We start from the raw sequence: 24,810 nt of genomic DNA on the forward strand, positions 1-24,810 counted from the left end.
TTGTTTATAAAATAAGTGAATGTATTACGATATAAACAAATGCACATAACTAACACTAGGCACATATCCTAAATTTGTACCCATACTTTCCAATAGAAAGGCAGGTAATACAATTGACTTCCAATATCGACTACACCTCTCCTTCAACCAATTTCACTCATGATGTAAGTAAAAGTAATTTTTTTAAGAAAGATGCCCAAAACTATATAAACGTACTTGGCATAAAACAATTAAATACTTTAGAAAATACTTCTTTACTAGATATTTATTTAAGTACAGGCAATGTTGTAGAACCACATATTCATCAAAATGCAGCTGAACTTGTTTACTGCATTTCAGGATCTGCTGTTGTTTCTTTACTTAATCCATTTACAAATCAAATATTAAACTTACCGATAAAACCAGGGCAAGTTGCCAACATTCCACAAGCATGGTGGCATTACGAAATCGCTTCAGCGGATAATACTCATTTATTAGCTATTTTCGATGCCCCAACCCCAGAAGTTATTTTTGGTTCTGATATTTTAAGATTAACTCCAGCCAATATGATGGCTCATACTTATTGCCTCAATGAACAACAATGGAAACAAGCGCTATCCCCCATTCAATCTACTACAGTAATTGGTCCCCCAGCAAACTGTAATCAAAACCGAGGAATGATAAATCCACCGACTCCACACCCTAATCAAAAACAAAATTTATATTACCAAGATTCATATTATTTCCCTCTTTACTGGGGATATTAATTTATACCATAAAGAAACAATCATTTATCTCCTTGGAAAATACCTAGGAGATTTTTTATCGTAACAATTAATAGAGTACATACATATAATAGTTATATATTTAATTGGAGGTGATAGTACTATGAGTAATTATAATTATCGAAAAAACTACTCTAATAATAAAAATAGTAGTTCATCAGCATCCTCTCAATCTTCCAATTCTCAGTCTTCCAATTCCCAATCACAAAGAGATTTAGCCGAGCAAGGCTATGTAAAGAAAAAAGGATGTAACTGCAATAAAAATAAATAAGATCTTTTTTAGCTATACAAAAAGGAATACTCTTAAAAAGAGTATTCCTTTTTTCAATGGTCACCATTTAAGACGCGATGCTTAGACGAATGTTATCCCTGCACTTGCGAATCCTGTAATAGCAGTAGCTATATCAAAACCTGGTGTAGTTGATGAAACAACAAGTAATATCTTATCTTGTGGAGCGACCGCAATTGCTTGTGCGCTAATACCACTCGCGGTATTACCGATAGCAATAAGACCACTAAATGCTGGTGTTAATAGTAACGGTGTACCTACTGGAGTGAAAGTATTACTTGCTGCTGGTGCGCTGTACAACTGCATTTGAATTTGTATGCTTCCTAACGCTAAAGCAACCGCTACAGTTACACTAAAGAATCCTGCTAACGAAGTAATTGTACCTGCGCGAGGAGCTACAAATGCGAAATCAAATACTGGAGGTACAGGGCCTATAGTAATCGGGCCACCAGGTGGGACAATTACAGGGAAGAATGAACTTCCAAATCCAAGAAGTGCTCCTGTGTTTGCTAATCCACCTAAAACAGTTGCTAATGCTACTGGCCCACCTGATGCATACGGAATAACTGCTCCAGCTCCCGTTGCCCCTGTTAGGCCTGTTGCTCCTGTTAGGCCTGTTAGACCTGTTAGACCTGTTGGACCTGTTGGACCTGTTGGACCTGTTGGACCTGTTGGACCTGTTGGACCTGTTACTCCTGTTAGGCCTGTTGCTCCTGTTGGACCTGCTCCGGTTCCTGCTGGGCCTGTTGGACCTGTTGGGCCTGTTGGGCCTGTTGGACCTGCTCCAGTTCCTGCTGGGCCTGTTGGACCTGTTGGACCTGTTGGACCTGTCGCCCCTGGAGTAGCATTTATTAATTGAATTAATAAATTAAAAAGAAGTTGTAAAGTTGCAGAATCAACATTTGAGTTGCAGGATATAGGGATAAGATCTAAAGCGAAGAAGAATTGTGCAAGGGCGCTATAAAATTGTTGCAATAATGTTGACAATTGTCCTAAATTAGGTGCTGGAGATTGTAATAAAACTATAATACTTTGAGTTAATTGTTTCAAAAAATTAACTTCTGGGGAAGGTAATAAGGAATTTAAGAAAATTAAAAATTGATTAAATAAATCGAGTAATACTAATCTGTTTGCATTACTTGGATTTGCAAAAAATGCTGAAATAGCTGATACTAATGAGTTTAGTAAAGTAATTAATTGACTTAATTGTACCCTAGTAATAGGGACTGACTGTGGATTTTTACAACAATCTGCTGAAAAAACAATCGGATTGCAGTTATTATGATCAAAACAATCATTATGTTTCATTTATTTCCTCCTTACTTTTCTTTTAGTTGAGTGTTTTCCTATTCTAAGTACTATAAAAGATGCGATTGAAAAAAGTAGTTAAGTTATATGTTTCTCTTAAAATAGGAAACATGAATGATAATCAAACTTGAAAACGTCATTTAATTATGTTCATGACTCACATATTAATTATATGTTTTTAATAATTGAGTGCTTAGATTAAACACCTAAACTTAAGAGTTTATTTTATTTTTCCACGTTTATCTCTTAAACCAAAGAATACATATTAATTTGAATACAAAAATTCAAATTAACCCTTAGCATATATTCCACAAATATCAACATCGCTTTTTAATTGTAGTAAAAATTATACCTTTAATAAAATTATGCCACTCTTCTAATCCTAAAGCCGTTTCTATTATAGAAAACTCTCATACAATATAGTGGACAAGTTATTCAATACTTCGTTCCAATAAAATATGAATAGGAGTGAGACTTAATTGCCTATCATTCAACCATTTATGGCATCTAGAAGATTCACATCTACACTAGGAGCCGGGACTGGCACAGGCGCAGCCTTTGCGGTTGCTGCCACAGCTTGCTTAAACGATGCGGGTACTACTGGCGCTATTACAATTCCTGGTGGAGATGCATTAGACGGCGGAATTCCAATCACAATCGAATTTATCGTCACTTAATTTTAACTACTTTAATGTAGAACAAAAAAGACAGATTCCTTTTCATTTAAGGATCTGTCTTTTTTAATTAATAATGATAAATTGTAAAATAATTGACGAACCTTGCGATGGTGGTTGATTATCCAATAAAGTTAGTTTACCAGTACTAACTTCATAAAATGGTTGTGGTTGCAGAATTCCATTAATAAACAAATTAATATATGAAACCTCACTAGGTGATAATATATTCGTTGTACCATATTGAGCTATGCCATCTGCATTTGTATATATAATTTTCTCTCCATCTGAAAAAGTGTAATATAACAAATTGGTTGTTGTTATGGGGCCAATCCCCCCAGTAGGACCTGTTGCTCCTGTTACTCCCGTTGACCCCGTTACTCCTGTTGACCCTGTTACTCCCGTTGGACCTGTTACTCCCGTTGGACCTGTTACTCCCGTTACTCCTGTTGACCCCGTTACTCCCGTTGACCCTGTTACTCCCGTTGGACCTGTTACTCCTGTTACTCCCGTTGGCCCCGTTACTCCCGTTAACCCTGTTACTCCGGTTGATCCCGTTGGCCCTGTTACTCCCGTTGATCCCGTTACTCCCGTTGGCCCTGTTACTCCCGTTGATCCCGTTACTCCTGTTACTCCGGTTGCTCCTGTTACTCCCGTTGGACCTGTTACTCCTGTTGCTCCGGTTGCTCCTGTTGCTCCTGTTGCTCCTGTTACTCCTGTTACTCCTGTTACTCCTGTTACTCCTGTTGCTCCGGTTGCTCCTGTTACTCCCGTTGGCCCTGTTACTCCTGTTGATCCGGTTGCTCCTGTTACTCCTGTTGCTCCGGTTGCTCCTGTTACTCCTGTTGCTCCGGTTGCTCCTGTTGCTCCGGTTGCTCCTGTTGGCCCTGTACTTCCAGTCGGAACATAAATTGGTGGAAGAGCTGGAAATGTAGGGCCAATATTCTCAGGTCCTATCCTACCTTTATTCATTGATAATTTATCATTCCGCTTCAATTCAAAACCTCATTCCACATATTTTTAACTAACATACATTATTATGGCTCTATTATTAAGGAATAACTACTCTTTTTCTTTCCAAATGATTCATATATTTATTAAACATTTTACCGTTACTATAAACTACTTCTATTAATAGAATAAAATGATAGTTCCATTCTAAAAATACTACACTTATTCGGTTCTAATTTAAAAATGAGGTGATTTATATGCAAGATAAAAATGAAAAAATAAAAGAAGAACTACTATCAATGGCTCTTGAAATAATTCTTCCATACAGACTTACAGGACCTACTGGGAATACTGGGCCTACCGGCAGTTCTGGGTCAATAGTTACAACAAACTCTATGTTCGCTAATAATACATTAGGTGGTCCCATCTCAGTTATATTAGGTGGAACTAATATTCCACTTTCTAATAACCAAAGCCTCAGTAATTTTACAGTTAACGCTTCAAACGATGTATTTACAATTCCTGTAACCGGAAGATATCATTTAACCTATCAAGTTAATACGACAACTTCTCTTCTTGCTGGAACAAGGTTACTATTAAACACTTCTACTCCACTTTCTGGCTCTGTTTTTTCTCCTGCTATATCAACTTCAAATTATAATAATAATTTAATTACTAATTTAATTGCTGGTAATACAATTTCACTTCAATTATTCGGTATATTATCCATTGTTAATTTAGTTGGAGGTGGTTCAACAGGTGCCTCTCTAACAATTATACGAATCGATTAAAAAATGATTCATTCTTTTTTTAATACACATTATTAAATACCAAGTCTGTCATAATAATAAGAACCACCCAATTATTTCATGGTGTTGATTACGTAACACAGAACAAATTGCACTATATTTATAGTAGAAACTATCTATACTAAATTTTCCGTATATACATTATCAATTTACACTCACCCTTACCGATGTTACATTAAATAAGAAGACAGTTTCTCCTTTACGAACCATCTCTCAATACGTATTTGAGAAACATACTCCAATCCTATACGCGAGAGCAATACTATGTTGACACTCAAACGAGTGTCTTTTTTTGTAATTTAACACAAAATAAAAACCACCTTGCATAGATGGTTTTATCTTTTCTATATATAAATGCACACTTATGTAGCTGGATAATAAATTGTCATGCTTAATCGAGTCAAAGATTTTCCTAAATTATGATAAGAGTGTGATCTATCGGCCTTAAAACGAATGGAATCTCCACTATTTAATGTATACTGACAATTATTCACTTTTATTGTCAATTCTCCTTCAAATACCGTTATAAATTCTTCTGCTCCTTCTTTATGCCCTTCTGAACTTAGTTTCCCTTCCGTTTCTATTTCAACTGTATAGATTTCAAAATGTCTATCATCTTGAAAAGGAAAAGAAGGATACACTTTATATTTCCCATTATCTTCAGACAATACTTGAACATCATCCCGTAAAACCACTTTTGTATCGGGTTGTGGATTATTGATTAAAGAAGTAAAAGACACTTTCAATCCATTAGCAATTTTCCATATTGTTGTTAGTGTCGGACTTGATTCTCCTCTTTCAATTTGTCCAATCATCGTTTTACTCACTCCTGTTAATTGAGAAACCTTTTCTAAACTTAATTTTTCTTTTTCTCGTATTGTTTTTAAATTTTTCGCTAGAATAAGTTGAATTTCTTCCATAAAAAAACACCCCTACACTATATACAATATAACGACCGTTATGTATAATAAAAAGCACACGTTATATTGTTCTTTTCGGTCATTATAACATACAAAAAATAATAAGGGGGTTTTGAAATGCCTATATTTTCTTTTTTATTATTTGTTTTTATAAGTAGTTTCACACCCGGCCCTAACAATTTTTTAGCTATGACATACGCCAATCAATACGGGTTAAAGAGGAGCATGCAATTTTGCTTTGGAGTAGCTTTCGGCTTTTTCATCCTCACTTCTTTATGTAGTTTCTTTAATGTAGTACTACTTAATATCTTACCCATAATCGAATTCCCTTTAAAAGTTTTAGGTGTAACATACATGTTATATTTAGCTTTTAAAATACTCACTAGTAAAGGCAGTACGAATCCCAGTGAAAAAGATAATAAAAACTTATTTACAGTGGGGATTTCTCTTCAATTCGTTAACCCTAAAGGGATATTATTCGGACTGACTGTAGTATCGACTTTCATACTCCCTTACTACAATTCATATTCAAGTTTTCTACTTTTTTCATTATTTCTAGGTGTAGTCGGTTTAATGAGTACATGTAGTTGGAGTTTATTTGGTTCAATATTCCAAAAATTATTAATAAAACATAACCAATTATTTAACATCATTATGGCCGTTTTATTAGTCTTCAGTGCCGTTTCAATCGTTATACACTAGTTCAATGCTCATTCTAATTTTAGATTTTTGTACTTTTTCATACCAATCTATATTTCCTAATCTTTGTCCTTAATGTCATAAATATTTAGTTTCCACACCCATCTGTTTTTTATTCACATACTGCCCTTAACTAACTACTTTTCTCTAGTAGAACTTTGATATGGGAATATTGTTGTACACAGATCCGCCCTTATTTATTCTCGTATTACCAGCCTATAACCTTTCATACCGTTTCATTGAGCACCTGATGCTGGATCGGAAATAAAGTATGGTAATCCCTTTAAAGTTTTTTCAATTCTAGATTATCTATCTTCTAAAACAAAGTACTCAAAAAAGAAAACCACAACTTAAAACATTAGTTGTGGTTTTCTTTTTTCGTAATATTCACTTTAAAATCTATTTATAATAATATTGAAAAATACGGTATAATATAAGTTACTGTTCTTTGGGAGGGTTATAATGTCTGATAAGTATAAAATTTTCATTCTTATTGTTACCGCATTTTTTTCTTTCTTTTCCTTAATAAAAGATTTCCGCAACACTTCAAAAAGTTTCTTTTGGGGTAGTTTTGTAATTCTTACAAGCTTCATAATACTTTTAACACTCGCTTTAGATTTAACTCAAATACTCCTATATTCAACGCAGATAGCGCTTGAGATTATTACAATACCACGTAAACTATTTCTACCATCTGTCACTGAGGCCGCTAGTTTTTACTAACAACTCGTAATTCTACAAAAACACATAAATTACATACCTGAACAACTGTATATTCCACCCTTTTTGTAACTTAACTACGTTTAATCTGCATTTTTGCAATCTAAAACGCTATTCATATGTTTTACCAGAGATTCAAGGTGATACTGTCAAAGCATTTAATGAAAGACTATTGGGTTTAGCGATGTTTACAATCATGAAAAATGCGGTTTCTCTTTTCTAAAGAAACCACACCACATGAATATTATTATTAAATTTTAAACTGACTCGTATACAATTCAAAGTAAAACCCTCGATCCTCCATGAGAGATTCATGATTCCCTCTTTCTAAAATACTCCCATCCTTTATAACGAGGATTTGATCTGCCTTTTCAATCGTTTTGAGTCGATGAGCGATTACGAAACTCGTTCTACCTCTCATTAAATTGTTTAATCCTGCTTGAATTTGCAATTCTGTTCTCGTATCAATATTAGATGTCGCTTCATCAAGAATTAATATGTCTGCATCTGCTAAAATTGCCCTTGCAATCGCAAGAAGTTGTTTTTGTCCTTGACTTAAATTCGATCCTTCTGAAGCAATCTCTGTTTCATATTGTTTCGGTAAATGTTTAATAAAAGAATGTGCCGATGCAGCCTTTGCTGCATTGATTACTTCTTCATCACTTGCATGTAATCGTCCATAACGGATATTATCCATGATTGTCCCAGCAAATAAATACGTATCTTGTAAAACTACTCCTATTTTACTTCGTAAAGAATTGATATCATAATCTTTTATATCTTTTCCATCAATATGAATTTGCCCTTGCTGTATATCATAAAATCGAGTTAATAAGTTTATAATTGTTGTTTTTCCCGATCCCGTTGGACCAACTAAAGCAATTGTCTCTCCAGGCTGTGCCTTAAGACTTACTTCTTTTAAAATTGTTTTATTTTCCACATAACCAAACGAAACATTCTCAAGTTCAACATGCCCTTGTATATTTTGTACAATGAATGCGTCTTTTTTATTTTGAATTTCTGGTACCTCATCCATAATTTCAAAAACTCGTTCTCCCCCCGCAACTGCCGCTTGAATCGTATTCATTAACGTTGCAAATTGACTTAGTGGTCTTGAGAATTGACGAGAATAATTAATAAACGCCGCAATGACACCTACTGTTGTCATACCGTTTAATACCATAACGGATCCAGTCCCAATTACAAGCCCCATTCCTAAGTTATTAATAAAGTTCATACTCGGAAAAATAAAAGCTGAAAATGTATCAGCCTTCGTTGCTGAAATTCTTAGTTGTTCATTAATTTTATTGAAATTTTGTACGGTTTCTTTTTCTTTCCCGTATAACGTTGTAACATCCGCGCCTGTTATAGCTTCTTCAATAAAACCATTTAATTCTCCTAAATCTTTTTGACGCTTTGCAAAGTTTTTACCACTATATGCAACAAGTTTTTTTGTAACGAAAAACATAATAGGTACTGTAATTAAAGTTACAAGTGCCAAAATCCAATTTAATGAGAACATCGCAATCGTCACACCTATAAAGGTTAAAGCTGATGAAATAATCTGTACGACACTTTGCGTCAACGCTTGATTTAAATTGTCAATATCATTTGTCACACGGCTCATTAAATCACCTTGAGAACGTACATCAAAGAACCGTAAAGAAAGCGTTTGGATTTTCCCAAATATATCTTGTCGTATTTTTTGAATTGTCTTTAATGCAACATTAATCATGACATACGTTTGTAACCATGTTAAAAGCACCGTTACACCGTAAATTGCAATAAGTAACATACACATTCTTGCCGTACCGTTTAAATCTTTCGGTACAATATATTGATCTATAATTACTCCCATAAAATATGGACCTAATAACCCAAGTAATGTCGTAACAAATACTAGAAATATAACGAACATTAGAGCAGCCTTTTCATACCCCATATAGTTCCAAATCCGTTTTACAGTTCCTTTAGTATTTTTAACTTTTCCACTCTTAGGTGCGTTACGTCCACCTTTATTAGCAAATTGTCCTTGAAAATTACGCATGTTCTTTCCCACCTTCTTTATGCAAATTACCACCTTGGGAAAGATAAATTTCCTGATATACCTCACATTGTTCTAGCAGTTGTTCATGTGTACCATCACCAACTAATTCACCATTATCTAATACGAGAATTTTATCAGCATCTATTATAGATGCGATTTTAGAAGCAATTAATAATGTCGTTGTTCCTTTATATTCTGTTCTTAATGCCGATTGAATGTTCGCTTCTGATTTCGCATCAACTGCTGATGTAGAATCATCTAATATAAGAATAGATGGTTTTCTCACAAGCGCTCTTGCAATGGATACACGTTGTTTTTGTCCACCTGATAAATTCGTCGCACCTTGTGTTAAATTATAATGATACGATTCTTCCAACTTGTTAATAAACTCAGTCGCACACGCAGATGAAGCTGCTGTTTCCAATTCATCGTGTATTGCATCTTCTTTACCGTAACGTAAATTCTCTTCTATACTTCCTGAGAACAACAATGCCTTTTGAGGTACAAAACCTATCGAAGCACGTAATTTTTGTAAATCGTACCTCTTAACATTTATTCCGTCAATACAAATTTCACCTTGCTCAATATCATATAAGCGTGGTAGCAGTTTAGCTAAAGTAGACTTACCACTCCCTGTAGAACCGATAATCCCTACTTTTTCACCTTTACGTATGCTGAATGAAATATCTTTTAAAACGTATTCATTATTTTTCGTATAACTATAACTAACATCTCTAAAATCAATATTCCCTTCGATTTTCTCAGGTTCAATTGCGTTAGCTTCGTTCATAATATCAACTTCAGTATTTAAGACTTGTTGTACACGATCCGCAGATGGAAAAGCTCGAGCAATTTGAATAAATACCATACTAATAGACATAAGTGCCATTAAAATGATATTCAAATAGTTAATAAATGCTAAAATCGCACCTACTTGAAGAGTTCCATTAAATACTTTTTCTCCACCAATCCATAGTGTTGCGACAATTCCACCACTGACAACTAGCATAATAATTGGCATCATTAAGGAAATAAGCTGCACAGCTCGAATATTTATCTTCGTTAAATTTGTATTCACATTTCCAAACTGAGAAATTTCATATTTTTGTCTTACATACGCTTTTATAACACGTACACCAGATAAATTTTCTTGTAACTTTGTATTCACTTTATCTAATGCTTCTTGCACCTTTTTAAACGTTCCACTCGCTTTACTTGCAATTAAAATAATCGCCAGTAATAAAATTGGTACAACTACAAGTAATATTGGAAATAACTCTCGCGCTGTTACAAAAACAATAATTATACTTCCGATAAATAACAAAGGGCCACGAACGAGAACACGTAATGTCATCGTCATCGCCGATTGAATTGATGTAATATCATTTGTCACAATCGTTAATAATTTTCCGGTTCCAAATGCATCCCGATTTTTACTAGAAAATGTTTCTATTTTTGTAAACACATCTTTTCGTATGTCTGTAGCGAAATTTACAGCTGCTTTTGTAGAATACATCATACACCCAAGTCCTCCAACTAACCCAAGTGCCGCTGCTCCTAACATAAGAAGCCCCATTTTTATTACATAATTCAAATCCCTATTTGCAATCCCAACATCAATAATATGTTGCATAATAGTCGGTTGAATTAAGTCCATCGCAACCTCAAGTACCATAAATAGCGGTCCAATAATAGCGAAGAACATGTATGGTTTTAAATACTGTAATAGCTTGCGAAATGATTTCATACATAATCTCCTTTTTCCATGAAATTACCACTGAGTAATTCATATCCCTCCTTATTTAAACCCTATAGTTTGTAATTTCTTCTTTACTTTTATTATATTATGCAAATTAATATTTAACATTATTAAATGATAAGCATTAATGACTTTTCGGTCAATAAATGTGCTTTATAAATATACAAATACAAAAACCGCATTCTTAATGAAAAGAATGCGGTTTTTTATCTATATTTCTTCAATTGTAAAATCGAAAAACTCAGTCTCAAATCCTTTGTTTTTAGAAGGACTACACGTGTAAAAGCCTATTTTAACAGGCTCATTCCCTATATCCTCCATTAAATGAGCGATTCTTATTTGTTCCCATCGCTGACTTATTTTCACATATATTGAATAATCACCGCGTTTTCGAATAATTCGAAAACGAAGTTGTTGCTTAGCTGCTTCAGTTGGATAATCTTGCGTTGACCAGTCAGAATATCCATTATTCGTTACGACAGCACCTAAATGAGATGGCCCCTCAGGGATATATTCTAAAGAAGTTTTTAACCAACAGTTCTCCGAAATCATAACAAAAAGACCTGCTTGATCGTATGTCGCATTTGGATTCATACGTAACTGAACTTCAGCCTGAAAATCTGTCATAATCTCATTATAAAATACATGACCATTCATTATTTCAAAGCCATAATGTGTTTTCAGCCAAAAATCTGTTTCTGCCTTCGAATGGACAATGAATGTATGATTTTCTTCCAGTTTGTAATATTCAGGTACATTCATTACGGTAAGTTGCTCAATATGATTTGGTATATATGATGTTTTCATAATTCCTCCATAAAAAAGCAATTAAATTAATATTTAAAACTCGGTTAACACCGGGAATTTATAACCTTTAAAATCTAATTCCTTATTACTTCGAACCATTAAATACTTACTAGTCTGTAATTCTGTATATTGTACATCATCAATTCCTAATTGATCTGGGCAAAAATAAAATTCAATCTCCTTAAATTCCCCAGAGATTTCCTCACATAATTCATCTAAAATCGGAAGTACCGGAGCAAACACTCCATATAATTTTAGTTTTTGATTTTCTATTGTAAAAACAATCAACGTATCTAATTTCTCTGAATAATATAGGTTTTCATTCCATGTTGAATCATACATATTTAAATAAAACGACGAGCGGTAATTTAACGTTGAAAATGTATTAGAAAGCCTTTGGCCATTTTCAATCATCTCATGTATTAATTGTCTATCCTCTTCATTATAAAAATCTAACTTTTTAAGTTGAGAATCTTTATCACTCTTGTTTTCGTATGATACTTTCATCAAATATTCTTGCACAATTTGAAAACCAAATGGTTTATATAGTTCTGGATTTTCAGTAAATAAAAGCGCACACTCACATTGCTCATCAATTTCTTCTATCATCTTACTAAACAATTGTTTCATTAACCCTTGTCGACGATGATTCGGATGTGTCATTACCGATTGAATACCCACTGCATTTATTTTTTCACCATTCATTAAAAGCGGAAGTGAAAATGCAGCAACATTCGCAATCACTTTGTTATCTTGTAAAAATGATAAAGCTTTATATGTATAATCCCAATATCCTTTCTCCGTAAAATCACGTAATGTTTGACTTTCAATACCAAACACTTCTTCAAATAAAGGAAATAACTGCTCTCTTTTCAGTTCTTCTATTAGAAGATTTGCAAATTTTTCAACATTCCCCATGTTGTCCCTCCATACTTCAATTCCATAAAATTATATATGGTTATATGACCTGCCCTTAAAATAATAGGTCTTACAAATCAATATACTATCATAAAATATAAAAAAATAATCCAATTAATTTTATGTTTTCACAATTAGAAAAAAAGTCGAATAAAACAATATTAAGATTTTTGTATATTAATAAGGTTATTATATAAAAACAGTGCTTTCTAGTTAGTTTTTACTAATAGAAATGCACTATTTATAAAAATATTTTTTTATTCTTTTATTCCTTCAAGCCTCTCCTTCGTATTTATTTCTTCTCCCCTCAGTCGCTTTTCAAATGTCTTTCTCCAACTAGTAGAAAGTGCATGTACTTCTAAAATTCTCTTTATCCCTTCTATATTTTGTTTTTCCTTATGCATAATACGATTAGCAAACGCTACTGTAATACTTATTGGATCAGATTTCAGCAACTTTAACGTATCAACTGGCGATACCCACCCTTCTTTTAATACACGAAAATAAAATCCTGTATATCCTGTTTCTTGAAAATACAGTGGTAACTTTGGAATATTGTATTTCTTAGCTAACTTAAAACAAGGTTGTCTTGGTTGCGTTACTTGTACTATCGCTTCTCCGAGCTCAAACGTATCACCGATACAAACATCCTCTTCACGCATACCACTTACTGTTATATTTTCTCCGAATGCTCCATATTCAAGGTCTTGATTCAATGTTTCTTCCCAATAACTATAATGTTCACCCGAATACACACAAACCGCTTTATCCACCCCTCCATGATGAACTAAATCCGCCTGACCATCACCTTTAAATTTTAAAAATGATAAATATATAGGTTCCTTTGTTTTCGTTTTATTTATACCCGTATGAATTAATTTTCCTCCATACATAACTTCTTTTGGAAATCCTATATTTAGTGATAGTACCTCATATAGTTTATTCATCATAATTGCCTCTCTCACTTTCCGCACAATTTTTTAAAAGATTGATTTATTATTTCAAAACCTTTATCAATTTCTTCATTTGAAATAACTAGAGGCGGTAAAAAACGTAGTACATTATCAAATATCCCTGCCCCAATACTTATAAGCCCATTCTTCCAGAATTCATCAATTAATTGTACTGTTAGTTCTTTTGCTGGTTCTTTTGTTATACGATCCGTTACAAGTTCCATTGCAACCATTGCACCAATGCCACGAACGTCACCTATGACTTCGTATTTTAATTGCATTGCATGTAAATGTGACATTATTCTATTTCCAATTTGTTGAGCTCTTTCAACTAGATTTTCTTCTTCCATAATTTCAAATACAGCAAGACCGGCTGCGCATGATAACGGACTTCCTGCAAAAGTCCCACCGATTTGACCCCTTCCAGGAACATCCATAAACTCAGCGTGCCCAACAATCGCACTTAATGGTAAGCCTCCAGCTATTGATTTTGATAATGCAATAATGTCAGGTTCTATATTAAAATGTTCCGTTGCAAACCATTTTCCAGTTCTGCCAAATCCAGTTTGCACTTCATCCATGATCATTAAAATTCCATATTGATCACAAATTTCCCGGATTCGTTTTACAAATAAAATGGAAGGAACAATAAATCCCCCTTCTCCTTGTACTGGTTCCATTACGATTGCCGCTACTTTTTCAGGTGATACTTCCTCTAAAAATTTTTCAAACTGATAGATGACTTGAGAATCCACTTCTTCAGAAGAAACTCCTTCTGCAGCTCTGTAATAGTACGGATACGACAATATATGCATGTCTGAAACGAACGGGCCAAATCCTGCTTTATATGGGTTTTCTTTCGTTGATAAAGACATCGTCATTAATGTTCTCCCATGAAATCCTCGTTCAAACGAAATTACTTTACTTCTCCCTGTTACTTTACGTGCGATTTTTACAGCATTTTCAATCGCTTCCGCACCACTATTTGCAAACATCGTTTTTTTCTTACTTGTTCCTGGTATTTTTTCATTCATTTTCTCTGCTAAAGCAATATAGTTTTCATATGGAGTTACATGAAAACAAAGATGAATAAATGACTTTGCTTGTTCTTGTACCGCTCTTACAACTTTCGGATGACAATGACCAACATTTTGCATTCCAATACCACCAGCAAAATCAATAAACTGATTCCCATCTACATCTGTAATGATCGCTCCGCTAGCTTTTTTTACATATAAAGGTGTTAAATGATATATTCCTGTCGGTACAGCCTCCTCATACCTTTTTTGAAGTACTTTTGAATAACTGCCTGGTAATACGCTCGATTTCAACAATTCCTCTTCACCTCATCTAATCTTTATCATCAATCTATTTCTAATAAAGTGATTATAAATCGCACAAAACCATTGTTCAATTCAATTATTTATATAATAATGATAGGTATATCCTATGATTAAATTTGAGGTGATTCCAATCGAATTACGACAATTAGAATACTTTTTAGCTGTTTCGAAAGAATTGCATTTCACAAAGGCAGCCGAAAAATTAAACATTTCCCAACCTTCACTAAGTCAACAAATACGTGCGTTAGAACATGAAGTAGGAATGCCACTTTTCGATCGAATTGGTAAAAAGATATCTTTAACTGAAGCAGGAAAGATTTTATTATCACATAGTAAAACCATTTTTCATGAAGTCGAACAAGCCCGTTCTGCTATCCAGGACTTAAATGGATTACAGTACGGATCCTTAACAATCGGTTCATTGTTAACCGTTGTAAATTATTTACTACCGCCAACCCTTTTACACTTCAATAATCTTTATCCAAACATTGAGCTTTCTGTGTTAGGACTTCGCACAGGAGAAATTCGCGAAAAATTGTTACAAAACGAATTAGATATTGGTATTACATTTCTCCCGGTACAAGATAAAGAAATTGTTTCTATCCCGCTATATAAAAGTGAACTTACATTAGTTATTCCAATCGGTCATCCTTTAAGTGAGCTTGATCACGTGTCTATTAAAGAATTACAGAACTACCCTTTAATCCTTCTACCAAAAAACTTTTATTTAACAGAACTACTTACGACCTATTGTCAAAACTTTAGCTTCAAACCAAAACCAATTTTAGAAATTAGTACGATGGAATCTTTAATTCAAATGGTTTCAAAAGGTATGGGAATTACAGTGTTACCCAAACCGTATATAGACTTTTTGCAAAACGAAAACATTCAAGCTATTAAAATAGAAGATCCTACTCCAACTATAGATATAGGACTGATTTATAGAAAAGATAAATATATGTGCGCTGCAACTCGAGAATTTATTGAACAACTAAAAATAACAGTACATTCTTTACAAAACTAATGGATATTTATAAAAACACTATAAAAACTAATTTATTTTAAATTCTCACTAAAATAAGAACTAGGATACTTTTACAATTAATAGTTTCCTAGTTCTGTGCATCTCTATACTAAATGATTCCCTTTTGCACCAACGTCTCTGCGATTTGAACTGAATTCCAAGCCGCACCTTTTAACAAATTATCGGAAACGATCCAAAGATGGAATCCTTTTGGCGTATCAGGGTCTTTCCTAATTCTTCCGACAAACGTATCTATTTTCCCTTCTGCATATAATGGCATTGGATACAGCTGTTCACTAGGGTTATCTTGTAAAATAACACCTGGTGCATCGAGCAGTACTTCTTTAATTTCTGTAACAGTTGTTTCTTTTTCAAGTTCTATATAAACTGATTCTGAATGACCTGATACAACTGGAACACGTACACAAGTAGCTGCCATTTTCAGGTTTGGGTCTTCTAAAATTTTCTTCGTCTCTTGAATCATCTTTACTTCTTCAAAAGTGAAATCATTATCAGTGAATATATCTACTTGAGGCAGTACATTAAACGCAATTGGATAATGCTTTTTATCTTTTTTCACTGGTAATATAGCACTCTTCACTTCTTCACCTGTAAGCATCGACTTAGCTTGTTCTTTTAATTCATGAATCGCATGAATTCCAGAACCTGATACAGCTTGATAAGTGGAAACGATAATTCGTTCTAAACCGAATGATTTTCGGATTGGCTGAAGAGCTGTTACCATCTGTAATGCTGAACAATTCGGAACTGCAATAATACCGTTATGCTCCTTTAAAGTGTGTGAATTAACCTCTGGAACAACGAGCGGTACATCGTGCACCATTCGGTACTCACTTGTGTTATCAATTACGATTGCGCCACTAGAAACTGCGTGATTTACAAATTGTCTAGACACTTCTCCTCCAGCACTGAAAAAGGCAATATCTACACTTTCAAAACTAGTTGTTTTTGCCTCTTGTATTGTAATCTCTCGCCCTTTAAATTGTACTTTCTTACCAGCAGATCGTTTTGACGAAAGGAATGTAACTTCAGCTATATTAAACTTTGTTTCTTGTTCTAACAGTTCAATAATTTTCTGACCTACTGCACCTGTAGCTCCAACAACAGCTACATGATAGCTCTTTTTACTCATTTTTTCTCCTCCAATACTGCTTACATGAATTTCCCCACAACATAATATTAAAAGAAATTTAATCATTTGAAAAATTGAAATACATGATATAATCATTCACAAATCATGATATTAAAAGAGGGGTCACTTATGGAAATGAGACATGTTAAAACATTTTGTGCCATTGTTAAGCATGGCGGTTTTTCTAAAGCTGCTCTTGCATTAGGTTATGCGCAATCTACTGTTACAGGGCATATAAAAGCATTAGAAAACGACTTACATATCCCTCTTTTCGATCGATTAGGGAAAAAAGTACTTCTTACAAAAGCAGGTCATCAATTTCATCCTTATGCATTAGAATTACTTGCTATTTATGAAAAAGCACAAGAAATCCCTCAAAATAATGATTATTTGGAAGGGACGTTAAGTATTACATCTAACGAATCGTTAGCAGTGTACCGTTTACCACAATTATTACGTACTTACAAACAGCAAAATCCGAAAGTAAATATCGTTCTTGAGACTACTACAAATGAACATGCACTGAAAAAGCTACATGAAGGAGAAACAGATGTTATCTTCTTAATTGGTGAAAGTATAGCACATAACGATTTTATTATACGTACTTTTTGTAATGAAACATTCGGATGGATTTTACCTATTCATTCCCCCGTACAGGAAAATCCATTTCGTTTATTACAGGATACTCAGTTTATTTTTACAGAACAAAGCTGCGGTTATCGACCAATGGTCGATCGTTTTTTGCGTCAAAGCGAAAATATTCTAGAAAAAACATTTGAAACTTCTAATGTTGAAGTCATTAAACAAGCTGTTATGTGTGAATTAGGAATTTCAATTCTTCCTTACATCGTTGTACAAGAGAATTGTCAAAAGGAACAAATACGTTTTCAACCTATCGAAACTCCAGCCGTTATTCAAAGTCATGTAATCTATCATAAATCTAGATGGATTTCCCCGGTACTACAGTCGTTTCTTTCCTTACTAGAGCGAGGCTAAATTATTAAAAATGTGCACAAAAAAAGAGTAACTGCCTAAAAAGCACTTACTCTTTTTCATTGATAAGTATATTATTTATTAGCCTGTCCCCCACCTGCAATTAATTTACTACCTGAATATGTACCTTTTTGCATAAACACTTGATTAATTAATTCTTTTTGTTCAGCTTGCGACATTATTCCTTTTCCTTCTCCTAAATTCCCACTTTGCAATTTCCAAATTTTATTATGATCCACATCAACCTTTTCATATTTCCCTTGTTTCCATCGTTCTAAAATATCCACATATGTATTTTTTTGTGCAACATCATTACTATTTATAATTTCAAGTAAACTTTCAATACGTTCTTGTGTGATAAAAATATAGCCCCATTTTTGTTCAGCTTTCGTTTTTTGGTGTGCCATTTCATGTAACGCTGTCTGTATGTTCTCATCTGTCCATTTAAAATTTTTATTAAAACCACTATTAGGTAATGAATGATTGCCATTTTCTAAAAGCTTCGCATCTTCGGCTTTTACATTACTATCAGCTAGCACTTCTACTGCCGGAGCTGCTGGCGTTGACTTTTTCGCAACTGGTTTACTATTATTCAAATAATAAAGCATACCATATGTTAAACCTACTCCGATTACTGCCATACCAGCTATAATACCGATTATTTTAAATAGTGTTTTCATCTCGCTTATTTCCTCCCAAATATCTCTGTTCTTACTACCTCATTATTTCTTATATAAAACAGTTCCTTCATTCAAAATAGTTCATCCCATCCCCTACCATATTATTTATATATATTTCCTTATATTGTATTTCTTTTTTTGTAAAATTGAAAGATTATTCCGTCAAAACCCAAAAATATTCTACAAAATTTCCCTTTATATTTATATGGAAACAAAAAACAACGAGCGCCTTCTACAACACTCGTTGTTTTTACTTTATGCACGATTTTCTTTTAACCACTCCGTAATAGCATCTAACCTCGAAACATCAAAACGTCTATCTTCACATACGTTTAAGCTGTTTAAACTTTTCACAATTTCTAATTCATTCGACTTTATACTTTTTGCTTCAATCAATTTACAGTACCCGTCTGTGACGGTATTTAAATTTTCATAATAACACTGCAACGATTTTGATATATGTAAATGTTTTTCAAAGTTTCTTCTGCTTCTCGTCTCATCAAATTCTTTTCGTTTTCTAAGTTCTTCATCATTCGTGTACAAATAAAAATATTGATCTGGAAAACCAATTTCCCTATTTATCATCTTTTCTTTATAAAAGTTTTCTATTAAAGATAAAGGCTGATTAAATATATCAAAATGAAAACACCAATTATAACTAAGTGGCTGATATATATCCCCATCAAGTATTACTAATTCATATTGCTGCGATTTTTGCACTGCCATATTCCAGCGCTCTACTTGTTTTTCAAAATACCATGTTCTATGTTCATTTTTTGGTCTTTCAAATAAAAAATTCACTTCAGGTATAATGAAGACTCCATAATTGTTTTCTAGTTCACGGCATGTTGTACTTTTCCCAACAGCACTCGCTCCCTCAAACGCTATAATCCCCATAGTTTCTCCCACTTTCATTAACTAAAATCTCGTTGTTTCGCTCTTCTCCCCCATAACTGTCTCCATAAAACAATTGAAGCGATAGAAAGCATTATTGTTGTAATAATACTACCTTCAATCCCAAATGAGCCTCCATGAAGGACTTCATTGCCATTTTTTACAGGTTTAAATAGTGGTGTTGAATATATCGTCATTCCACTAACGGCAAAGCCATAAACGTTATATTGTGCCCAATTCCAAATGGAATGCCATGCACAAATCCCCCAAAGACTACTGTCCTTTAAAACGTAAAAAGCTGCAAATACGCCAACTAATATTATATTCGATATTGAAAGAATTGTAATTCCTGGATTAAGCAAATGAAGAAAACCAAATAAAAAGGACGTCACAACAATTCCAATCCATATACGGCTTCTAACAGAAAGAACTGGGAATAACCAACCTCTTACAACAATTTCTTCAGTGGCCCCTTGTATTAAAAATGCGACTAAAGATCCTACAATACCAAATATAACTGTCATCGTAATTTCTTGCATTTGTAGTTTTACATTTCCTGTTAATATGAGTAAAATTACTGGTATCGAAATGAAAATACACCCTATTAGTGCCCCTCTCAAATACTTTCTCATCCATTGCTCATTCCAAAAACCAATAGATGAAAACGACCTTTTCTCTACAAATTTAATCCATAAAAACACAAAAAATATAGCCCCGCCAAACGTTAATATCATCTCAATATTGCTATAAATTGCCTTCATAAAAGTTGTTTCTGTTTTCGGTAAAAACAGCATAAATAACATAAACAATTCACCTAAAGTTAAAAATACAATTGCAAGTATAACAGCAAAGACAGGGTGAACTTTCCTTCTTCCTTCTTTTGCTGCTTCGATTATTTTAAATTGTTTATTTTGCAATATTCATCCTCCTAATTATTGTAATCATCTTTATTCTTAAAAAATATACCGTTTCCTTTAAACATACTTTTTTATATAAATGATTTCTGTTTGGAATACATTCAGATTAGGAATAATATATAAATAAAAGAGATGTCTTTGTGCGTTTTACCATTATCGCCCAAATTACTCACTGGTATTACCAGCACTTGCTATTTCACACCATTTGTTGTAAGATAGTAATTAAGGTCAATTTAACAATATATTTTCTTTGCATATTATCAAGTATCAATCAGGACCATTTCGTACTCCTTATGGGTTTTTGATAATATGTGAACTTTTATTTTCATTCAAATAAGGCCGATCATATTGTAATCTTTTTAAATTTTAGGAGGCATTACCATGACATTAACAGGTAAAGTAAAATGGTTTAACAGCGAAAAAGGTTTCGGTTTCATCGAAGTTGCAGACGGTAACGACGTATTCGTTCACTTCTCAGCTATCACTGGCGACGGCTTCAAGTCTCTTGACGAAGGTCAAGAAGTTAGCTTCGAAGTTGAAGACGGTAACCGTGGACCTCAAGCTAAAAACGTTGTAAAGCTATAATTCAAACAATAAAAAGGTTGTTACCAGCTCGGTTAACAACCTTTTTAATATATAACTAAAATTTTTTACATAAAAGGAGTGGTTACATGTATCGCAATCGAAAGAACGATGTAGCAGAAGTACCACCAGAACAAACACCTGTTTGGGAATGTGAATCAGAGGATTGTTTAGGATGGATGAGAAAGAACTTTTCATTTGAAGAAGAACCTAAATGCCCTTTATGTAAAAGTAGCATGAAAAGCGGAGAACGTTTATTACCTAAGTTAGGTTAATTTTACTTAACCCCTCTTTTAATAAGAGGGGTTTTTTATTAAATATTTAATTCCTCTACATCTGTTCGCACTATAGAATATAACAATGCATCGTGTTGTTTATTTCCTTGATGAATATAGCCGCGTAACAAACCTTCCTTTTGAAAACCTATTTTAGATAGCATTTTACAAGAAGTAACGTTTTCAGGATATGTAATAGCTCCAATTCTATATAAACCTAAATCTTGAAATCCATAATGAATGATTTCCCCGGCTGCTTCCGAAGCATATCCCTGCCCCCAATAACGCGGATGCAAATCATACCCTATTTCAGATCGTTTACTCCATAATTGTAAATTATTCAACCCAATTGTCCCAATTAAAGTGTTTGTTTCTTTTAACACAATCCCCCATCGTATTGCCTTTTTCTCAAAGTAATTTTTCGAAAAAGATTCAATCATACGTGAAGCTTGGCCAAATTCCGTAAAAGAATTCATACCGTAATAACATGTAACTTCATCCAATGAAAAGATTTCATATATTTTTTGACAATAAGATTGTTCTATTTCAACTAAACGCAAGCGCTCTGTTTCTAATATAGGAAATACCACAGGATCACTCCTTTCTCTCTACTAATTTATTATAGCAGAAAAAATATTCATAATTAGGCAAGTCCTCAATGTCCCACTAATCAAATATTTCTAATGACTCTTTTCCTTTTTATTCTATAACAAGTAAGAGTATACCTTCTTACTTGTTGATTACCGCCTTGGTCATATAATGTAATTTATATTTTGCTTATTTCGCTTTACATAATACCAATATCCCTCCAGATACATCCGTTCGCTCATTATAAGAATAATTTCCATTCTAAAACAACAGACTAATTCATACATTGATGTTAAAATATAGAAAATATTCCATTCTATTATGGAGGTGTAAAAATTCTATGTATATATTCATCAGCTTAGCCCTCTTACTCATTTTGCTTATTTTTTTATTCGCAAAAAAATTCACACCAAACTCATCCATGATGACTAACTTTAAAGGAAATAGCTTTAAGACATTTTCAATTGGTATATTAATCGCTGCCACACTCTCTCTTTCATATGGAATCTATCACGCAGCAACATATCAACCTAGTTATTTAGATATTAAATTACATAACCAAAACTACACCGTTTTCGGTAATGTGGGCGAGTTCGGTTATTTCTCAGCGAACTTACCGAAAAAAGATGTAGAAGTTGAACTGTATTTCGCCTCTTGGGAAACATTACAGTTTAAAAATCCAGAAATATTCATAGATTATCCTTCAGGCAAACAAGAATTTTGGAGAGCAAGTATAGTATCAATATCCACAAATAAACTAAAAGAAAAACACAACATAAAAGAAATTTATCAACTCTCACCATACTCATTTAAAGAGTCTGGAAATATTACATTAACAATAAAAGAGAATAATGGAAGAACTAAAAAAGTTTCCATTCAAGTGAAATAAATAAAAAACTGTCCCTCCAGTAGACTGAATGGACAGTTTTTACATATGTATTCTATATTATTATTTTAACTCTTCACTTAATGTAGTCATTATTTCTTTGGCCGTATTCTTCCCGTTTCCAATACATGCACCAATTCCAACACCGTAATATGAAGCGCCAGCTAAATATACATTAGGATATAGAGCAGTCAATTTTTCATTTAATGCTTGAACCGCTTGATTATGTTCTAAATGATATTTCGGCATTAAATCTTTCCAATTTGTAACTTCAACTACTTCTGGTTCACCTTTAATTCCAAGACTCTTTTCAATATCATATAAAGCGACTCGTACTAATTCTTCTTCACTATAATTTTTGATCGTTTCATATATCGGATTGGTACTCTTATAAAACATTCTTACTAAAAGCTTTTGTGTACCCGATGTATGTTTCCACTTCCGGCTTGTCCATGTACAAGCATCACAATGTAAATCACTGTTTTCTGTTACGATAAACCCTGTACCGTCCGCCGGTAGTTGTTCATCTGGAATGTCAAAACCTAAATAAATACTAATAAGTGATGAATTTTTAAATTTATTAAAATGCTCGTTTAACTCATTAGATTGTAATAAAGTTTGTGCTATATCATGCGGAGCTGCTAAAACAACATAATCAGCTTGGATTGATTCCTGATTTGCAATAGAAATTTCATATTGATCTCCTCGTTTACTTACAGCCGTCGTTACAGCACCTTTTTTTATGACAGTTTCAGTTAACTTGTCTTCTAAGCGATTAATTATCGTAGATAGTCCACCTTTAAATGATACAAACTTTTTATTTCCTGCTGATTGAAATTGCTTTTTATTCTCTTCAAATCCTTTCATAATACTTCCATATTTATTTTTATAATCAAGTAAATACGGTAATGTTGATGCCATTGTAAGCTCATTCAATTTACCAGAATACACGCCTGAAAGTACCGGCGCAATTTGTCTTTCCACTAACTCTTTTCCTAAAAAGCTTTCTAAAAATAGAGCAAGTGATGTATCTTTCGTAAACTCCTTATTTTTCGTTATAAAATCTTTTAAAGCAACAATTTTCCCTTTCGTTGAGACTAGCGTACTGCTAAACAACGACTCGACACTCATCGGAATACCAAATATACTGTCAGAAGGAATTGGGTGTAAAATATTATCAGAATATATGTATGAAATACCCGTTTCGTTATATACCATTTCTTCTTCTAAGTTTAAATCTTTTACAAGCGGCATAACATGTTCATTGCGAGCAACGATAGAATCCGCTCCTGATTCCATAATAAAATCCTGTTCTTCAACACTATGGATTTTACCACCTAAAGACTCTTCTTTCTCGACAAGGATTAAATGTAAATCGATATTATAATCCTTTTTTAATTTTTCTAAATAAAACATAGTAGAAAGTCCCGTTATACCTCCACCGATAACAACAACTGTTTTCATATGTGCTGCGCTCCTAACCGATACAATTAATCATTCTTTTATTATTATACCCAATACTCCTTACATTCGACTAGCGGCTTGCGCATTCTGTAAAAAATTTGACACTATATACGAATACATTTATATACATTTAATCCGTACATAACCATCATTGTAAATGAATATATATAAAAGAACTATAACATTTACAAATCACGTCATAGTTCTCTCTATTTTAAAAACATAAAGTAATTGATCAGTTTGTCTATTTCTTGACTTAATGCCAGTACTTTTTCATGTTGAATTCCATAATCCGATACTAAATATAAAAGTTCTTCTTTTTTTATTTCAATTACCTTTTCCAATTTTACTAGTTCCATGTCGATTTACTTCTCTCCAAACATAAAATGTATA

27 protein-coding genes are annotated in these 24,810 nt (G+C 33.3%); 11 read left to right on the forward strand and 16 right to left on the reverse strand.

Translation table 11 applies throughout. The features are described 5' to 3' along the window. Positions 1-113 precede the first annotated feature (113 nt). Together G9F74_RS14320 and G9F74_RS14325 are read left to right on the forward strand one after the other, a co-directional pair. Positions 114-746, forward strand: a complete 633-nt coding sequence (locus G9F74_RS14320) for a cupin domain-containing protein (RefSeq protein ID WP_016108394.1) — start codon at positions 114-116, stop codon at positions 744-746. A gap of 121 nt (positions 747-867) precedes the next feature. Further along, positions 868-1,035 carry a hypothetical protein gene (locus tag G9F74_RS14325; RefSeq protein WP_002096615.1) on the forward strand — a complete coding sequence of 56 codons (168 nt, stop codon included), beginning with the start codon at positions 868-870 and terminating at the stop codon, positions 1,033-1,035. A gap of 81 nt (positions 1,036-1,116) precedes the next feature. On the opposite strand, the gene G9F74_RS14330 is transcribed toward G9F74_RS14325, so the two are convergent. Beyond that, a complete protein-coding gene (locus G9F74_RS14330) occupies positions 1,117-2,361 on the reverse strand; it encodes an exosporium glycoprotein BclB-related protein (RefSeq protein WP_016108393.1) in 1,245 nt (414 codons plus the stop codon). 479 nt (positions 2,362-2,840) lie between these two features. On the opposite strand from G9F74_RS14330, the gene G9F74_RS14335 reads away from it, so the two are divergent. Then, positions 2,841-3,038 carry a hypothetical protein gene (locus tag G9F74_RS14335; RefSeq protein ID WP_016108392.1) on the forward strand — a complete coding sequence of 66 codons (198 nt, stop codon included), beginning with the start codon at positions 2,841-2,843 and terminating at the stop codon, positions 3,036-3,038. 63 nt (positions 3,039-3,101) lie between these two features. Here G9F74_RS14335 and G9F74_RS30680 read toward each other — a convergent pair whose 3' ends face one another. Then, a complete protein-coding gene (locus G9F74_RS30680; RefSeq protein WP_016108391.1) occupies positions 3,102-4,031 on the reverse strand; it encodes a DUF4183 domain-containing protein in 930 nt (309 codons plus the stop codon). A 212-nt stretch (positions 4,032-4,243) separates the two neighbouring features. On the opposite strand from G9F74_RS30680, the gene G9F74_RS14345 reads away from it, so the two are divergent. Further along, on the forward strand, positions 4,244-4,777 hold the full coding sequence (locus tag G9F74_RS14345; protein WP_016108390.1) for a BclA C-terminal domain-containing protein: 534 nt from the start codon (positions 4,244-4,246) through the stop codon (positions 4,775-4,777). Between the two features lie 380 nt (positions 4,778-5,157). Here G9F74_RS14345 and G9F74_RS14350 read toward each other — a convergent pair whose 3' ends face one another. Then, entirely contained in the window at positions 5,158-5,715 is a 558-nt protein-coding gene (locus G9F74_RS14350; protein ID WP_016108389.1) for a helix-turn-helix domain-containing protein, read from the reverse strand. A 117-nt stretch (positions 5,716-5,832) separates the two neighbouring features. Between G9F74_RS14350 and G9F74_RS14355 the strand changes: the two genes are divergently transcribed. Next, entirely contained in the window at positions 5,833-6,417 is a 585-nt protein-coding gene (locus tag G9F74_RS14355) for a LysE family translocator (protein ID WP_001121301.1), read from the forward strand. A gap of 459 nt (positions 6,418-6,876) precedes the next feature. Beyond that, complete coding sequence (locus G9F74_RS14360) at positions 6,877-7,137, forward strand: hypothetical protein (protein ID WP_001281132.1); 261 nt, start codon at positions 6,877-6,879, stop codon at positions 7,135-7,137. Between the two features lie 247 nt (positions 7,138-7,384). Here G9F74_RS14360 and G9F74_RS14365 read toward each other — a convergent pair whose 3' ends face one another. From G9F74_RS14365 to gabT, 6 genes are all read right to left on the reverse strand, one after another. Beyond that, a complete protein-coding gene (locus G9F74_RS14365; protein ID WP_016108388.1) occupies positions 7,385-9,181 on the reverse strand; it encodes an ABC transporter ATP-binding protein in 1,797 nt (598 codons plus the stop codon). Then, a complete protein-coding gene (locus G9F74_RS14370; RefSeq protein WP_016108387.1) occupies positions 9,174-10,928 on the reverse strand; it encodes an ABC transporter ATP-binding protein in 1,755 nt (584 codons plus the stop codon). Before G9F74_RS14370 ends, G9F74_RS14365 begins: the two co-directional genes overlap by 8 nt. A gap of 222 nt (positions 10,929-11,150) precedes the next feature. Further along, positions 11,151-11,747, reverse strand: coding sequence for a DUF1349 domain-containing protein (locus G9F74_RS14375; protein WP_016108386.1), 597 nt, complete (start codon positions 11,745-11,747; stop codon positions 11,151-11,153). Between the two features lie 33 nt (positions 11,748-11,780). After that, on the reverse strand, positions 11,781-12,665 hold the full coding sequence (locus G9F74_RS14380; RefSeq protein ID WP_016108385.1) for a GNAT family N-acetyltransferase: 885 nt from the start codon (positions 12,663-12,665) through the stop codon (positions 11,781-11,783). A 257-nt stretch (positions 12,666-12,922) separates the two neighbouring features. After that, positions 12,923-13,615: an MOSC domain-containing protein gene (locus tag G9F74_RS14385; RefSeq protein ID WP_002038647.1), complete on the reverse strand. Its 693-nt coding sequence runs from the start codon at positions 13,613-13,615 to the stop codon at positions 12,923-12,925. 11 nt (positions 13,616-13,626) lie between these two features. Next, positions 13,627-14,952 (reverse strand): 4-aminobutyrate--2-oxoglutarate transaminase, encoded by a 1,326-nt coding sequence (gene gabT / locus G9F74_RS14390; protein WP_033668506.1) that lies wholly within the window; start codon positions 14,950-14,952, stop codon positions 13,627-13,629. A 130-nt stretch (positions 14,953-15,082) separates the two neighbouring features. Here gabT and G9F74_RS14395 point away from each other — a divergent pair, with 130 nt between their 5' ends. Then, on the forward strand, positions 15,083-15,985 hold the full coding sequence (locus tag G9F74_RS14395; protein WP_080119771.1) for a LysR family transcriptional regulator: 903 nt from the start codon (positions 15,083-15,085) through the stop codon (positions 15,983-15,985). 109 nt (positions 15,986-16,094) lie between these two features. Here G9F74_RS14395 and G9F74_RS14400 read toward each other — a convergent pair whose 3' ends face one another. Next, complete coding sequence (locus G9F74_RS14400) at positions 16,095-17,138, reverse strand: aspartate-semialdehyde dehydrogenase (protein ID WP_016108382.1); 1,044 nt, start codon at positions 17,136-17,138, stop codon at positions 16,095-16,097. Positions 17,139-17,243: 105 nt separating this feature from the next. On the opposite strand from G9F74_RS14400, the gene G9F74_RS14405 reads away from it, so the two are divergent. Continuing rightward, positions 17,244-18,134 (forward strand): LysR family transcriptional regulator, encoded by an 891-nt coding sequence (locus G9F74_RS14405; protein WP_176519293.1) that lies wholly within the window; start codon positions 17,244-17,246, stop codon positions 18,132-18,134. Between the two features lie 71 nt (positions 18,135-18,205). Here G9F74_RS14405 and G9F74_RS14410 read toward each other — a convergent pair whose 3' ends face one another. From G9F74_RS14410 to G9F74_RS14420, 3 genes are all read right to left on the reverse strand, one after another. Further along, positions 18,206-18,811: a PRK06770 family protein gene (locus tag G9F74_RS14410; RefSeq protein ID WP_000853589.1), complete on the reverse strand. Its 606-nt coding sequence runs from the start codon at positions 18,809-18,811 to the stop codon at positions 18,206-18,208. Between the two features lie 255 nt (positions 18,812-19,066). Next, the gene (locus tag G9F74_RS14415; protein ID WP_131202430.1) at positions 19,067-19,726 is read right to left on the reverse strand and encodes a DEAD/DEAH box helicase family protein; all 660 of its coding nucleotides are present in this window, start codon (positions 19,724-19,726) and stop codon (positions 19,067-19,069) included. Further along, positions 19,726-20,622, reverse strand: coding sequence for a CPBP family intramembrane glutamic endopeptidase (locus G9F74_RS14420; RefSeq protein ID WP_001180195.1), 897 nt, complete (start codon positions 20,620-20,622; stop codon positions 19,726-19,728). Before G9F74_RS14420 ends, G9F74_RS14415 begins: the two co-directional genes overlap by 1 nt. A gap of 381 nt (positions 20,623-21,003) precedes the next feature. Between G9F74_RS14420 and cspD the strand changes: the two genes are divergently transcribed. Further along, positions 21,004-21,207 (forward strand): cold-shock protein CspD, encoded by a 204-nt coding sequence (cspD, locus tag G9F74_RS14425; protein WP_000176365.1) that lies wholly within the window; start codon positions 21,004-21,006, stop codon positions 21,205-21,207. Between the two features lie 86 nt (positions 21,208-21,293). Further along, positions 21,294-21,479 carry a cold-shock protein gene (locus G9F74_RS14430; protein WP_000286203.1) on the forward strand — a complete coding sequence of 62 codons (186 nt, stop codon included), beginning with the start codon at positions 21,294-21,296 and terminating at the stop codon, positions 21,477-21,479. A 38-nt stretch (positions 21,480-21,517) separates the two neighbouring features. Here G9F74_RS14430 and G9F74_RS14435 read toward each other — a convergent pair whose 3' ends face one another. Beyond that, a complete protein-coding gene (locus tag G9F74_RS14435; protein ID WP_000231763.1) occupies positions 21,518-22,069 on the reverse strand; it encodes a GNAT family N-acetyltransferase in 552 nt (183 codons plus the stop codon). Between the two features lie 338 nt (positions 22,070-22,407). Between G9F74_RS14435 and G9F74_RS14440 the strand changes: the two genes are divergently transcribed. Continuing rightward, on the forward strand, positions 22,408-22,956 hold the full coding sequence (locus G9F74_RS14440) for a hypothetical protein (RefSeq protein ID WP_000275259.1): 549 nt from the start codon (positions 22,408-22,410) through the stop codon (positions 22,954-22,956). A gap of 60 nt (positions 22,957-23,016) precedes the next feature. Here G9F74_RS14440 and G9F74_RS14445 read toward each other — a convergent pair whose 3' ends face one another. Both G9F74_RS14445 and G9F74_RS14450 read right to left on the reverse strand, forming a co-directional pair. Beyond that, positions 23,017-24,417, reverse strand: coding sequence for a protoporphyrinogen oxidase (locus G9F74_RS14445; RefSeq protein ID WP_016108379.1), 1,401 nt, complete (start codon positions 24,415-24,417; stop codon positions 23,017-23,019). A 209-nt stretch (positions 24,418-24,626) separates the two neighbouring features. After that, positions 24,627-24,776 (reverse strand): aspartyl-phosphate phosphatase Spo0E family protein, encoded by a 150-nt coding sequence (locus G9F74_RS14450; RefSeq protein ID WP_000424361.1) that lies wholly within the window; start codon positions 24,774-24,776, stop codon positions 24,627-24,629. Positions 24,777-24,810 lie beyond the last annotated feature (34 nt).

Source organism: Bacillus sp. EKM202B (genome assembly GCF_011066025.1).
GTDB lineage: Bacteria > Bacillota > Bacilli > Bacillales > Bacillaceae_G > Bacillus_A > Bacillus_A toyonensis.

Coding starts and splice junctions, on each gene's coding strand:
- G9F74_RS14325 (WP_002096615.1), top strand. CDS start 868: ATGAGTAATTATAATTATCGAAAAAACTACTCTAATAATAAAAATAGT.
- G9F74_RS14330 (WP_016108393.1), bottom strand. CDS start 2,361: ATGAAACATAATGATTGTTTTGATCATAATAACTGCAATCCGATTGTT.
- G9F74_RS14345 (WP_016108390.1), top strand. CDS start 4,244: ATGCAAGATAAAAATGAAAAAATAAAAGAAGAACTACTATCAATGGCT.
- G9F74_RS14350 (WP_016108389.1), bottom strand. CDS start 5,715: ATGGAAGAAATTCAACTTATTCTAGCGAAAAATTTAAAAACAATACGA.
- G9F74_RS14355 (WP_001121301.1), top strand. CDS start 5,833: ATGCCTATATTTTCTTTTTTATTATTTGTTTTTATAAGTAGTTTCACA.
- G9F74_RS14360 (WP_001281132.1), top strand. CDS start 6,877: ATGTCTGATAAGTATAAAATTTTCATTCTTATTGTTACCGCATTTTTT.
- G9F74_RS14365 (WP_016108388.1), bottom strand. CDS start 9,181: ATGCGTAATTTTCAAGGACAATTTGCTAATAAAGGTGGACGTAACGCA.
- G9F74_RS14370 (WP_016108387.1), bottom strand. CDS start 10,928: ATGAAATCATTTCGCAAGCTATTACAGTATTTAAAACCATACATGTTC.
- G9F74_RS14375 (WP_016108386.1), bottom strand. CDS start 11,747: ATGAAAACATCATATATACCAAATCATATTGAGCAACTTACCGTAATG.
- G9F74_RS14380 (WP_016108385.1), bottom strand. CDS start 12,665: ATGGGGAATGTTGAAAAATTTGCAAATCTTCTAATAGAAGAACTGAAA.
- G9F74_RS14385 (WP_002038647.1), bottom strand. CDS start 13,615: ATGATGAATAAACTATATGAGGTACTATCACTAAATATAGGATTTCCA.
- G9F74_RS14400 (WP_016108382.1), bottom strand. CDS start 17,138: ATGAGTAAAAAGAGCTATCATGTAGCTGTTGTTGGAGCTACAGGTGCA.
- G9F74_RS14405 (WP_176519293.1), top strand. CDS start 17,244: ATGATATTAAAAGAGGGGTCACTTATGGAAATGAGACATGTTAAAACA.
- G9F74_RS14410 (WP_000853589.1), bottom strand. CDS start 18,811: ATGAAAACACTATTTAAAATAATCGGTATTATAGCTGGTATGGCAGTA.
- G9F74_RS14415 (WP_131202430.1), bottom strand. CDS start 19,726: ATGAAAGTGGGAGAAACTATGGGGATTATAGCGTTTGAGGGAGCGAGT.
- cspD (WP_000176365.1), top strand. CDS start 21,004: ATGACATTAACAGGTAAAGTAAAATGGTTTAACAGCGAAAAAGGTTTC.
- G9F74_RS14430 (WP_000286203.1), top strand. CDS start 21,294: ATGTATCGCAATCGAAAGAACGATGTAGCAGAAGTACCACCAGAACAA.
- G9F74_RS14440 (WP_000275259.1), top strand. CDS start 22,408: ATGTATATATTCATCAGCTTAGCCCTCTTACTCATTTTGCTTATTTTT.
- G9F74_RS14445 (WP_016108379.1), bottom strand. CDS start 24,417: ATGAAAACAGTTGTTGTTATCGGTGGAGGTATAACGGGACTTTCTACT.
- G9F74_RS14450 (WP_000424361.1), bottom strand. CDS start 24,776: ATGGAACTAGTAAAATTGGAAAAGGTAATTGAAATAAAAAAAGAAGAA.